7 protein-coding genes and 1 pseudogene are annotated in these 14,230 nt (G+C 40.8%); all 8 read left to right on the top strand.

Going from position 1 to position 14,230, the window contains the following annotated elements; translation table 11 throughout:
* Positions 1 to 110: pseudogene (locus JKG61_RS23405) on the top strand (IS982 family transposase); the annotation flags it as partial.
* A 32-nt stretch (positions 111 to 142) separates the two neighbouring features.
* Entirely contained in the window at positions 143 to 3,703 is a 3,561-nt protein-coding gene (locus JKG61_RS18710) for a SusC/RagA family TonB-linked outer membrane protein (protein WP_202104493.1), read from the top strand.
* A 13-nt stretch (positions 3,704 to 3,716) separates the two neighbouring features.
* Positions 3,717 to 5,177, top strand: a complete 1,461-nt coding sequence (locus tag JKG61_RS18705) for a RagB/SusD family nutrient uptake outer membrane protein (RefSeq protein WP_202104492.1) — start codon at positions 3,717 to 3,719, stop codon at positions 5,175 to 5,177.
* A 5-nt stretch (positions 5,178 to 5,182) separates the two neighbouring features.
* Positions 5,183 to 6,109, top strand: coding sequence for a hypothetical protein (locus JKG61_RS18700; RefSeq protein WP_202104489.1), 927 nt, complete (start codon positions 5,183 to 5,185; stop codon positions 6,107 to 6,109).
* Positions 6,110 to 6,179: 70 nt separating this feature from the next.
* Complete coding sequence (locus JKG61_RS18695; protein ID WP_202104487.1) at positions 6,180 to 7,313, top strand: TlpA disulfide reductase family protein; 1,134 nt, start codon at positions 6,180 to 6,182, stop codon at positions 7,311 to 7,313.
* A 6-nt stretch (positions 7,314 to 7,319) separates the two neighbouring features.
* The gene (locus JKG61_RS18690; protein WP_202104485.1) at positions 7,320 to 8,351 is read left to right on the top strand and encodes a TlpA disulfide reductase family protein; all 1,032 of its coding nucleotides are present in this window, start codon (positions 7,320 to 7,322) and stop codon (positions 8,349 to 8,351) included.
* A gap of 591 nt (positions 8,352 to 8,942) precedes the next feature.
* Positions 8,943 to 12,287, top strand: a complete 3,345-nt coding sequence (locus tag JKG61_RS18685) for a SusC/RagA family TonB-linked outer membrane protein (RefSeq protein WP_202104483.1) — start codon at positions 8,943 to 8,945, stop codon at positions 12,285 to 12,287.
* A 9-nt stretch (positions 12,288 to 12,296) separates the two neighbouring features.
* Positions 12,297 to 14,192: a RagB/SusD family nutrient uptake outer membrane protein gene (locus JKG61_RS18680; protein ID WP_202104481.1), complete on the top strand. Its 1,896-nt coding sequence runs from the start codon at positions 12,297 to 12,299 to the stop codon at positions 14,190 to 14,192.
* The last annotated feature ends 38 nt before the right edge of the window (positions 14,193 to 14,230 follow it).

The raw sequence follows: 14,230 nt of genomic DNA, 5'->3' as shown, positions 1-14,230 counted from the left end.
CAAATTTTGTATCCAACCTGGTTGCTGGGTTGATTGCATATGCATTCTTCCCTAAAAAACCTGCTATAAAATATCAGACTGTAAAAAACAACCAATTGTCCGCTTTTTAACAATCGAACTCAGGTTAATAAATTATTACTGAATGAATTTATCTAATGCTAGAGCATTACTGAGAAGTATAGCTTTGGGAAAACGTACAACTATCTTACTGGTTGCGCTAGCTTTTGCGCAAATGAGTATGGCGGCTTTCGCACAGCGCGTCAGCATCAAGAGAAAGGGTATGACACTTTCTCAAGTTTTTAATGAAATCAAGAAACAAAGTAACGTTGATTTCTTTTACAATGAATCATTGGTCAAATCCAATAGATCGGTTGATATCGATATGCAAAATGCTACCGTACAAGAGGTCTTAGATTATTGTTTTAGGGATCAGCCGTTGCAGTATAGTATAGACAATAAGACGATTGTGATCTCCGCAAAGCCACAATCGATTGCACAGCAAAAAGTGCAAGTACGCGGACGAGTGATGGATTACAAAGGTAAACCGCTAGCAGGTATCACAGTCAGTGAGAAGGACAATGTACGCAATACGGTAGGTACCGATGTGGATGGTACGTATGTGATCAATGTCAGCAATGGTAACGCTACTTTGGTGTTCAAGAGTATGGGCTTTGAGACTTTGCAGATCCCGTTACAAGGAAAAACCTGGACGGAGGTACGCCTTACACCGGTAGAGAACCAATTGGATGATGTCGTTGTTACAGGATATCAGAGTTTGCAGAAAAAATCATTGACAGGATCGGTTGCAACGGTCAATATGGAGCAATTGGAGACGATATTCCAGCCGAATATCGATAAGTTGCTTCAGGGCCAGGTACCGGGAATGACGGTGATGAGTACCTCAGGTGCCCCTGGAGCGATGCCACAGATTCGTATCCGTGGTACAGCAGCATTGAGTGGTAACGTACAGCCGCTATGGGTGGTAGATGGTATTATCTTGGATGATGCGGTAAATGTATCTGTAGATGATATTATGACCAACCGTAACCTGATTGCTTCGGGTATTGGCGGGGTCAACGTTGAGGATATCGAGAGTATCAACGTGTTGAAAGATGCGGCAGCTACGGCGATTTATGGTACAAAAGCAGCCAACGGTGTAATCGTGATTACCTCCAAAAAAGGAAAAGCTGGCAAGACACGGATTAATTTTTCCAGTACTTTATCGCTGGGCGAGCGCCCGCGTATCGAGGATGCATATATGATGAACTCTAAGGAGCGTATTGCTGTGAACTTGGAGATGTTGGATAGAAGTTTGTTTAATGCAACAAGTGGTCAGGTAGGAGAATACGGTACAATATCTGACTTCGAACGTTATTTTATAGATGCCAGTGATAAGAGGATTACCTGGAATCAATTTGAAGATAAGGTGCGTATGTTGGAAGAGATGAATACGGACTGGTTCCAGCACTTGTTTAGAAATTCGTTAACGAATCGCCAAAACCTGAGCATATCAGGGGGTGACGAAAAAACGACATTTTATGCATCAGGTTCTTATTTAAATGACCAATCTACGGCCAAAGATGTGGGACAAAAGACGTACACCGGATCCTTGAAAGCTTATACGTACTTGACCCCAAAAATGCGTTTGGGTGTGATGATGGATATCAATGCGCGGGACAATAAGAGTTTCTTTGCGGTAGATTCCCAAGAAAACCCCTATGAATGGGCTATTTATACGACCCGTGCACAACCGGCGTTTGATGCGGATGGAAACTACAGCTATTTCTACCAAAATACCTTAAAGTATAATTTTATGGAGAATAGAGAACAAGGCTGGAGAGATTCGAAAAATTTTGGTTTACGTTCGTCAGTGGATTTCGAATGGAAATTCTATAAAGATTTAACGTTTAGCTCTTTGTTTAGTTACTCAAAACAGCACACTACAGATATCGATGTCGCTCTAGAAGACAGCTACTTTGTACGCAGTCGTAAAAAGAACTATACAGAGGTGATAGATTATGCCAGTGTCGAGGTATGGAAAGACGGTGGTTATCGTAAGGGTAAAGGTTCTAAAAATGGATCGATTACCTTTAGAAACCAATTGATGTACAATCCTTTCTTTAAGGAAAAGCATTACTTGAATCTGATGGTGGGACAGGAAATCCGCAAATCTAAAACAGAAGGAGAAACCACAGAAGTGTATGGTTATGCGCATGATCGCGCCCATCAACAGATTCCGCAGTTTGATCTGATGAAAAAGCTGGGAATGCCGTATTGGACGGAACAGTTGGATGAAGCTGCTTCGGTTTCTTATTTTGGAGCGGCCAATTATACCTACGACAATCGCTATACAATAAGTTTTAATGCGCGTACCGATGGTTCCAACCGCTTTGGGTTGAAAACCAATCAATTGTTCCAGCCACTCTGGGCGATTGGAGCAAACTATCAGATGAAAGAAGAGCAATTTCTACAAAATGTTGACTGGGTCTCGTATTTGACTTTAAAGGGATCTTACGGTAGCCAAGGAAATGTGGCTGCTCAAGCTTATTCCGATTTAGTGGCTCGTGTTGGTCAGGTCAATGTGGATAATCCTGTGAATTTTTTGGTAATTAGTGCACCCAAAAATCCATATTTAAAGTGGGAGCAAACCTACACAAGCAACGTTGCTTTAGAGGCAGGTTTCTTTAAACGTCGTTTGATGGCTAATGTGGAATGGTACAATAAAAAGGGAACCGATTTGTTAGGCTCGAAGCAGGTTTCTCAAGTAACTGGTTTCAATGAAATCCAGGTGAACTGGGCGTCGATGCGCAACAGCGGCTGGGAATTCTCTTTAAATACTATTAATATCGATACCAAGGATTTCAGATGGTCGACAAACATTAACTATGGATATAATAAAAACGAAGTGTTGGATGTCAATTCTGCTCCTTCCTATGGTAGTTTGACCGATGCCAAGCGTTCGAAATATGCGGCATCTGCGGTAGTAGGTAAGCCAATTGACGGACTTTGGTCGTACCGTTATGCCGGACTGAACGAAGATGGACGTGCAACGTTCTATACGAATAAAGAAGGTGAAAAGGTATTGTACGGCATGAACAAATTGGACGGATTGAAATACGAAGGACCGGTAACACCAACAACACAACTTGGATTTACCAATACTTTCTCATATAAAGGTTTTACCCTTTCGGGATTGTTTATCGGGAGCTATGGAAATGTGATGCGTTTGCGTAATCTCGCTACGGGTTGGGCAATGACGTTTCCAGAACCAACCCAAAATATGTCTAAAGAATGGGTGGATAGATGGCGCAAACCGGGAGATGAGCTGATTACGGATGTACCGAGATTAGAGGACGGACCATTTGAAATGGAAGTGTCAGGAGTGGCTCCGTACAACGCGAAGATGTATGATAATTCGGACCTGAGAACAGTGAAAGGTAATTTTGTTCGTTTACAGAATCTTTCTATTTCCTACGATTATTTTACACCGAAGCTAAGAGCGATGGGTATTCAGAATATTCGAATGATGTTGCAAGGAAACAATCTCTATGTATGGAAAGACAGTAAATTAAAAGGACAGGATCCAGAGGCGCAAGGTAGCAATAAGATGTATGGAGATCCGCGATATATTACTGTGTCTTTTGGTAATACTTACTTACCGGTTCCACGTTCCTATTCAGCAACATTACAAGTTCAATTTTAATCTAGGAGGTATTATGAAAAATATATTTAAATCTTTTCTTTTTGTTGCTTTGACCACTGGCTTCGGTTTGTCTTCTTGTACGGGCCTGTTGGACATTACACCGGTCAATAGCATGAAACCAGAGACGATAAGCGATTACGAATCTATCTTGCTCGGCGGATATCCAAGAGACGATTATTATACTAGAACAGACTTGATGACAGATAATGTCATGGTCAATCTCAATACAACATATAGATTAGGCGCCGCTGAGGAGGCTTGGTATGTGTTTGCGTCTTCACATATGGTGAATACACCGCTTGACCCGTATTGGGGGCAATTGTATAAGAGTATATTCTATGCGAATACCGTATTGGATAAATTTTCGAGTATCACTCCAGATGCGTCAGAGAAAAATAAATACGAACAGGTTAAAGGGGAGGCTTATGCGCTTCGTGCCTACGCGTATTTTTATCTAATCAATATGTATGCGGATGTGTACGCTCCAGAAAATCTCGAACTTCCAGGGGTACCCATGCCATTGGATGCCGAAGATGTCAATCAATTTAGTAAAGATAATATACGACAGCCGATAGCTAAGGTTTGGGCGCAAATTGAAAGCGATTTAAAACAAGCCGAAACTTTATTACAAGGTAAACCAGGAGAAGATCGCTTTAGATTTAATACTACAACCGTTCAGCTTTTGAGTGCTCGCGTAGCCTTATTTATGGGTAAGTACGACAAAGCGATCGATTATGCTTCCGAAGTAATGGCTTCAGTGCGTCTTTCAAATATGAATACCATGCAAGCCCGTATTGATGCTAAAGGTAATAAAGCAGCATTTTCTGAAAATTTTGGATTTATAGATGGTGATTATAATAGCGAAATCTTGTTTTTTACTGCTGGGAGAGCAAATCAGAACATATTTACTTATTTTCAAGCAGCAGCAAAGCCTACTGAAGAACTGTTAGAGTTAACTAAGCGAAATGGTGATTTAGTAGATTACCGTCAATATCTATTTGATTCTTTTGAAGACTTTAGTGTACAGGGGGCTGTATTTGTAGGAAAGACGGTCTATAATATGTTTGCTGTACAAGAACGGAATTGGTTCTTTATTGGGCTAAAAGCAAGTGAAGCTTATGTAATACGAGCAGAAGCCTATGCACGTAAACAGGAATACGGTAAGGCGTTGGCTGATATCAATAAGCTGTTGGTGACGAGATACAAAAAAGACAGTTTCGTAGCGCTAAAAGAATCGGACTATGTGAATAAAGAAGATATTTTGACGCGTGTGCTTGATGAACGTCGTCTCGAAACGGCTTTCGACGCTGGTTTGCGTTTCTTTGACTTGAGACGATTGGGTAAACCAGAGATTACGCATATTTATAAAAACAACCAAGAGTTTGTATTGAAAAAAAACGATCCTCGATATGTGTTGCAGATTCCAGAATCTGAGCAGAATAATTCACCAAATATGCCAATTAATCCAAGATAAAAAAGATGAAAAAAATATTTTCAGTTTGCTTATTCGGTATTTTACTCCTAGCAAACGCATGTAAAAAGGATGATAAGATTACCGTTTCGGAAGAACTCGGTTTTGACGAGCGGTTTTCACCAAAGGAAGACGATTTACCAGCCATCAAGGAAATGTTTAAGACCTATGATTTATGGTTGCGTCTTAATTTTGAAGATGCCAAAGAAGTGACAAATGCCATTGTAGTGACAGACGCAAGTAATCGCTTTGGGGCTACGCCTCTTGATGAAGCAATGAAGCCCAGTGCTATAATGTTTGTGGATACGTTGTTGCATAATGTCTCAAAAGACTACGTCCGTCGTATATTCCCTAGGGAGTTTTTCTTTGTGAAGACGTATAATGGTTCTTATTGGAAAGAAAATATAAAAGCATTAGGAAGAACTCGACTTATTGTATGTTGGCCTAATGAGGTGAAGAATGCACAGCCTATTACTGTGCCCGAAACACACTACTATCAGGATTCGGTGGTAACGCGTATGGTTTGGGGTAGCCTATCCAGTATGTTAGTGCAACGTATGGAAGGAGAGATCCCAGGCTTTGAGGCCGCAGGTATGCCTTATGATAAAGGAAAAATCATGGACGAAATAATAAAGAATTTTCCTGGAGATTCTGATGAAGAGCAAGAACTTCGTAATGCGGAGCTGGATAAAATGGCCGCTGAAAGGGGATATATCACAGCAAATGGTTCGAAGGCGTATGGTACAGATTTATCGCAATGGTTGAGCTTACTTGTCTTGGAGTCTTTTGATAATGTTAAGAAGAACTACTTAGATAACAGCCCCAAGCGAGCGGAGAAGTATAAAGTGCTTACTGAATATCTGAAAAAAGAATACAATTGGGATATCCAGGCTTCTGGTGATAAATACCGTGAAAAGTTAAATAGCTTTCAATAGAAAGTACGATCGGCAGGTACATTGACCTGCCGATCTTGATATATGCTGATACGTTAAAATTAATAGATAGATGAGAGTTTTAAAAATGATGTTGTTGTTGGCCCTACCAGGAGCAGCGATGGCACAAAAGTCAAATTTCAGTATTGAAGGAAAAATACACTCCCCGCAAAAAGAAGGTAAGGTATTTATGTCGATCCGTACGCCAAGCAGTGAGGTGTTGGATTCGGTAGCCGTAGTAAAGGGTAAGTTCTCTTTTAAGGGTGAGGCTAATGGTCCTACGATGGTATACATGATCTACGATCAAGAAAATAAGGGTTGGAATCGTGTGAGCTATAATACGGATATGGTAGGCTTTTATGTAGACAAGGGCAAGACAGTCATCCAAGCAAAAGATTCTTTGAAAACGGCTGTTATCAAAGGTTCTGCATTGCAGACGGCTTATACAGCTTATCAAAATATGCTGAAAGAGTCCGAGGATGGTATCAAGGATATCAATATGAAATACAGTAGTGCTACACCAGAGCAGCGCCAGGACGAATCATTTGCGACACCTCTTCGTGATCAGTACATGGTTTTTGCAAACAAAAAACGTGAACTGCAAGAAGATTATATCGCTAAAAACCCATCTTCTTATTTTAGCTTGATCGCTATACAAGATCAATTGCAGGCAGGAAAGACGGTGTTGGAAATGGAGCCCGCTTATAATGCTTTGGCAACATCAATACGTGAGTCAGAGGTTGGATTGGAGTTTGCAAAACAGATTCACGCGGCAAAAACTACAGCAGTGGGTGTGATGGCACCTGATTTCACACAGAACGATGTGAATGACAATCCAGTGAAATTATCCGATTTCCGAGGTAAATATGTGCTGTTGGATTTTTGGGCTTCATGGTGTGGTCCTTGCCGTGCGGAGAACCCGAACGTGGTAGCTGCATTTGAAAAATTCAAAGACAAGAACTTTACAGTTCTAGGAGTTTCTTTAGATCAACCTGGTAAGAAAGCAAACTGGTTGAAAGCTATTGAAGACGATAAGTTGACTTGGACGAATGTGAGTGACTTGAAGTTTTGGAATAATGAGGTTGCTAAAATGTACGGAGTACGTGGCGTGCCACAGAACTACTTGATCGATCCAACAGGGAAAATTGTTGCTAAAGACTTGAGAGGTGAGCAATTGCATGAGAAATTAGCGGAACTTTTAAACTAGTATACTATGATAAAGTTAAGATCAATTGTAGCTGTAGTTGCGTTTTCAGTACTTTCTTTCTTTACTGTACAGGCGCAGACTTCAGATAAAGTAGTTTTGGTTGGGAAAGTCGATCCAAAGTACAATAGTACTGAGATATACCTATACAACAATATCACAGGAGATAACGATACGGCGGTTGTTGAAAATGGGACTTGGCGCATCGAACTTCCATTTACTGTGCCGACGAGACATATGTTGGCATCAGAAGCGGAATCTAAAAAATACGGTGGTTACTCTCCCTTTGGTGTGTTGGTGGATGGACCGGGGAGCGTTGTTATCGAAGGTGATTTAGAGTCTTTCTATACTGCTAAGGTATCCGGTTCTAAGTCGCATGATGTATTGAATCAGTATTTTGCACAGACACAGGAACAAGGGGGGGACAATGCAGCTATTATAGCCGATATCGTATCTAAAAATGCAAATGTCTTCGGCTCCGCCTTTTTGTTAGAGCGTTATGGTAAAGTGATGACGCCAGAAGATGCACTAAAATCGTATGAAGGTCTTTCGGCCGAAGTGAAGCAAACTTATTTTGGAAAGTCGGCCGGTAACCAGATTAAAGGGGCCCTGCTATCAAAAGAAGGAGCCATTGTTAAGAATTTTACCTTACCTAACGAAAAGGGAGAACAGCTAAACTTCGCATCGTTAAGAGGTAATTATGTTCTATTAGATTTCTGGGCCTCTTGGTGTGGCCCCTGTATCGAAGAATTTAAGACGTTGAAAGAGGTGTATGCCAAGTATAAAGGCAAAGTACCTTTCGAAATCTTAAGCATATCAACGGATAAGAGTGAAACGGCTTGGAAGAATGCATTGAAAAGAGAACAGCTACCTTGGGTGCAAATGCACGATCTTTCTACTGACAATGCCATTGCAGTGAATCGATTTGCTGTCACGGCATTGCCTACGACGTTTTTAATAGGTCCCGACGGTAAAATTGTCGCAAAAAACTTGCGTGGAAAAGAGCTAGAAGCTTACTTGGTGAAGCTATTCGGGGATTAAGTTGAGCTTCAGAAAGCTTAACAAAAGTATTTTTTAGTTAGTGTATTTAGGCCGTTGGTGATTGATTTCACCAGCGGTTTTTTTAAACGGACCTAAGCGTTTATAATAGCATGCCCCTCTGTAAAAAACTCCTTTTAGATTTGGAGTTGTAAATTTTAGGTTTTAGCAATCGACAATGGTAAATTTTCGATGTTTTCATCAATGGGATGTATATCGCTTTACACCTGTATCGTTGGTGATCCAAAGAAATTATGAAATTTTCTTCATTTAGTCCGCTTTCTCTTCAAAAAAGACAATATATCTAATATAGTATTGTAACTTCTGTAAGTTCTTAATTATGATGATTGTCACATGCTTTTGTTACAATAGAAGATGAAAATAAATGATGTTTGTGCGGTTTTTGGCGTTATTATTTGATGAATAGGGAAATTGTGTTGCAAAAAAATGAATAAAATACATGTTTTTGCGTTTTTATATTTTTTTTTGTAGTTTAGGATTGTAAATGCTAACCAAACAGAACCGAAGACAGACGTGTTTTTTATTCTGGTTGAACTTGTAGAGTGCCTTATTAACTAATTATGAACTAATCAAATGGAAGAAAAATCACACTTTTCTATTGCATTAGCTGCAAAAGAACCCCCTGTTTACGGTATGTCCGCCAATAGGAGAATGAGAGACAAATTTTGTTTTCAAGCAGTGCCTCTCGAGTCTGCAAATGAAATGAAGCGATGTCATACTCATTTTTTGATTCGACTATTCTGTAGTCTGACTGTTTTAATGGCGGCTTTTTTCTTAGATGCCAAAGGCAACTATTCTGAAGTGAACAAGTTGACCTTACAATCCGGTCACGAAGTTACTGGAAAGGTAGTAGATACTGTAGGAGCACCGATATCTGGGGTTTCAGTGCGTCTTCGTGCAGGAACGGAGACAACTACCGACCAAAATGGACGATACGTAATTCTCATTCCGCAGGAATATGTTGCAGGGGCTACTTTGACATTTACGTCCATCGGTTACCAACAGCATGTCGTTGTTGTCGATGGTAAAAGTAAAATCGATGTACGTTTGGAGCAGTCTTCTACTTTGATAGGAGAGACCGTTGTTACCGCTTTTGGACAGAGGGCAAAAAAGGAAGATGTAGTCGGTTCGATTACTACGGTCAATCCATCTGACTTAAAAATTCCCTCCAGTAATCTGACTACAGCGCTCGCAGGACGAGCCGCTGGTATTATTGGTTTTCAACGTACAGGCGAGCCTGGAGCCGATAATGCAGAGTTTTTTATCCGTGGTGTTACGACTTTTGGATACAATACAGGGCCACTGATACTTATTGATAACGTTGAGTCTACCGTGACGGATCTGGCTCGGGTCCAAGTGGATGATATTGAAAGCTTTTCTATCCTTAAAGACGCGTCTGCAGCAGCTTTATATGGTGCCCGTGGTGCTAATGGTGTGTTATTGATCACGACGAAACAAGGGCGTAGAGAAAACCTCAGTGTCTCCTTTCGACTTGAGAACTCACTTTCACAGCCTACTCGACAAGTAAAGCTTGCAGATCCTATTACGTATATGAAATTGGCAAATGATGCTGTAGTGGGGAGGGATCCTCTGTCGGAGACGCCTTATTCCCAAAGACAAATTGAATTGACACCACTGGGAGGATCTTTGGAGTACCCAGCGGTAAATTGGATGGATGAATTATTGAATGACTATGCTATGAACCAACGTGCCAATCTGAGTGTGAGAGGTGGGGGGAGTATTGCGCAATACTATGTGTCAGGTTCATTTAATCAAGATAACGGTATTCTTAAAGTACCAAGTAAGTCAAACTTCAATAATAATGTTAACCTTAAGTCTTACGGTTTACTGAGTAATATTAATATCGATTTGACGAAACAAACCCAACTCGTTGTACGCCTTAGCGGTACTTTTGATGACTATAATGGGCCATTGCAGAATGCTACGAAAGCCTACCGAGATATCATGCGCGCGGTACCAACGTTGTTCCAGCCTTATTATCCAGCAGGCGAAAATTACCGATACTTACAGCATATAATGTTTGGTAACGCACAGACAGGGAATTATTTAAATCCATATGCTGAAATGGTAAAAGGATATCGGGAGTATAGCCGCTCTAGAATGCAAGCACAACTAGAAATGAACCAAAAGCTTGACTTTTTGACCGAAGGGCTCTCATTTACTGGACGAGTAACAACTACTCGTAATGCTTTTTATGAAATTAATAGATCGTACAATCCTTTCTTTTACAAGTATAGTGGGGTGGACAATGCCAATAATCCAGTGTATATGTTATATAATGAAGATCAGGGGACCGAATATCTAGACTATAGCCAAGGTGGGACGTCTGTGACTTCACTTTTATTCATGCAGGGTATCGCAAGTTATAAGCGAGCGTTTGGTGATCATTCATTAAATGGTATGTTGGTTGGTACAATGAATAGCGAGCTGGCCGGTAACCCTAAAAGTTTGCAATTGTCCTTGCCACATCGTAATCTCAATTTAGCTGGACGATTTACCTATGGTTATCTTAGGAAATATTTATTAGAAGCCAATTTTGGTTATAATGGCTCGGAAAGATTTTCCGAAGAGCATAGGTTTGGATTTTTCCCATCAATAGGTCTTGTTTGGCATGCATCTAACGAATCATTTTTTGATGTGCTGAAGCCTGTAGTTTCCAACTTTAGACTGCGAGGTACTTACGGGTTGGTAGGGAACGATGCGATTGGATCTCCATCTCAGCGTTTTTACTACTTGTCTGAGGTAAATATGAATTCTGCAGCTAGGGGTTGGGTCTTTGGCCCTAGCTTGGACGAGAGTCTAACAGGTGTCGCGGTAAATCGTTATCCTAATCGTGATATTACTTGGGAAACAGCTTACAAAACGAATATTGCTTTGGAGTTAGGTCTATTTAATAACTCCGTAGAGATACAGGCGGACTGGTTTAAAGAAAATAGGAAGAATATTTTTATGTCTCGGGCAGATATCCCAGCTACGATGGGATTATCTGCGCCTATCCATGCCAATATTGGCGAGGCTAAGGGATCGGGATTCGATATGCAGGCTACTTACAAAAAGAATTGGTATAATGGGGGATGGTTGCAAGGAATGTTAAACTTCACTTATGCAACTAGTGAGTTTGTTGTTTACGAGGAACCTGCCTATCCATATCCTTGGCTATATCGAGCTGGTTATCCAATGAGTATAAGTAGAGGATATATCGCCGAGCGTTTGTTTGTCGATGAAGCTGAAGTAAGAAACTCTCCGCAACAACTCCTTGGAGGTGCAGTTCAAGCAGGAGATATAAAGTATGTAGATGTGAATGGCGATGGGATAATTAGTTCATTAGATATGGTTCCCTTGGGATATCCCACAGTTCCAGAGATCAACTACGGATTTGGTCTTTCAGGAGGCTTCAAAGGTTTTGATATATCTGTGTTTTTTACAGGTTTGGCTAGAGAAACGTTCTTCATTGATCCAGAAGCTACAGGACCATTTAGACATTTTCGCTATCCAGCTGATGGTGTTAAGGGTGCAGAAATTGTTAACGGTACTATTCAGAATAACGTTCTGCAAGTTTATGCAGACGATCATTGGTCTTTAGATAACAGGGATGTGTATGCTCTTTTCCCTAGATTAAGTTGGTCTGGAGGAAATCCAAATAACGAAGTTACTAGCACTTGGTGGATGCGTAATGGTTCCTTTTTACGGCTGAAGCAAGTAGAGTTGGGATACACATTTAAAGGCGAAGAGGGCGTATTAAAGAGAATTGGTGTCGGATCATTACGTCTTTATGGCAATGGAATGAATCTGTTAACTTTCAGCAAGTTTAAATTATGGGATGTCGAGATGGCTGGTAATGGTTTAAATTATCCCATACAACGTGTGTTTAACTTGGGATTGAAGGTGGATTTTTAAATAGAATTGATGATGAAAAAAACTATAAAAATAGCAGTGTTGGTTCTAACCTTACAGGGGTTATCTGGGTGCAGCTTTTTGGATGTCGTACCCGATAACGTGGCTACCATTGAGAACGCATTTTCCCTACGGAGCGCTGCGCGCAAATATTTGTATACCTGCTACTCCTACCTTCCTTCGCACGGATCATTGTCAGGTAGCGTAGCTTTTACGGGGGTGGAGATGTGGCCGTTAGGTTATTATCCAGATAATGCCACACGCTTTGTTATGGGGCAGCAGAACCCATCTTCTCCTTTACTGAATTTTTGGGAAGGTCAAAATGGTGGTAGTGACCTGTTTCAAGGTATACGGGATTGTAATATATTCTTAGAAAATATTCAGCGTGTACCAGATATGCAGCAGATGGAAAGAGACCAATGGGAAGCTGAGGTCAAGTTTCTCAAAGCATACTATCATTTTTTCTTAATGCAACTTTACGGCCCAATACCATTAATTCGTGAAAATTTGCCTATTGACGCATCTGTTTCTACTGTGAGGGTTAGGCGAGAGCCTGTAGACGTTTGTGTAGACTATATTGTAAGCTTAATAGATGAAGCTGTACCTCATTTGCCGAACCTTCCTTTGCAACAGATTGATAGGGCTAATTACGGACGAATTACTCACCTAATGGCGCTAGGGTTGAAAGCTAAGGTGTTAGCTACAGGAGCAAGTCCACTTTTTAATGGTAATTCAGATTATGCTGATTACATATGTCCTGTAAACGGACAATTGTTTAATCAGACGTATTCGGCAGAAAAATGGCAACGAGCTATGATCGCTGCCAAAGAGGCTATTGATAATGCTTCGGAAATAAACATGCATTTATTCTATTTTCAACAAGGACAGACGCAGAATCTTTCTGATATTACACAATTTGAAATGAATATTCGAGAAGCTTTTGCTTCGCGCGATGCCAATATAAACGGTGAAGTGATTTGGCCAAACACGAATAGCAATGCACTACAAAGTGCGTTAACACCTCGTTCATGGAGCTCGACAGGGCTTGGTAGTGGAACTGTAGGGGCTTACGGGCCTACATTGAATATTGTCGAGATGTTTTATACAGATAAAGGATTACCTATAGATAAGGACCCAGGGTGGGATTATGCTGGTAGAGATGGTTTTCGTATAGGAGATGCAGCTAACAAACAGCATGTGAAAGAAGGGTATGAAACCGTCAATCTTCATTTTCACCGAGAACCACGTTTTTATGCCAACATCGGATTTGATGGAGGGATTTGGTACGGACAAGGAAGATATAATGAAGGGGATAACTGGCACTTAGAAATCCGAGGAGGAAGATTTACGGGGCCTGCACTGACGGATTACCATTCCCCTACAGGTTACTATCCTAAAAAACCTATTAATTATACCAATGTGATAGATGGTAGTACTTATCGGGTGACCAGCTACCTGTTTCCAATAATGCGGTTAACAGATCTCTACTTGTTGTACGCGGAGGCAGCTAATGAGTTTGGAGGGCCTAGTACAGAGGTTCTTGACTACTTGAATGCTATACGTGAAAGAGCTGGTATCCCGACAGTGCAAGTTTCTTGGGATCAATACTCTAATCAGCCCGGTAGATATAACGATAAGAATTCGCTACGTGAAATTATACAACAAGAGCGTAGAATTGAGTTAAATAACGAAGCACAGATATATTGGGACTTATTACGGTGGAAGATTGCGGAGAACATACTGAGCCAACCGATGATGGGGTGGGATAAGCGAGGAGCGACACCAGAAGAATTTTATAAACGTACTGTGGTTCATCAACGACAGTTTCGTAAGAGAGATTATTTTATGCCAATCCGTGAGTATGAGTTGCTTCGTAATGAGAATTTGATGCAAAGTCCTGGATGGTAGAGGTGTTACAAGTATTGTTTTAAAATGAAAAGAACTAA

The organism is Sphingobacterium faecale, from assembly GCF_016746095.1.
In the GTDB taxonomy this organism is placed as follows: Bacteria; Bacteroidota; Bacteroidia; order Sphingobacteriales; family Sphingobacteriaceae; genus Sphingobacterium; species Sphingobacterium faecale.
The sequence above is the reverse complement of the archived record's forward strand: the minus strand, read 5'-3'. Positions and strand labels throughout refer to the sequence as shown.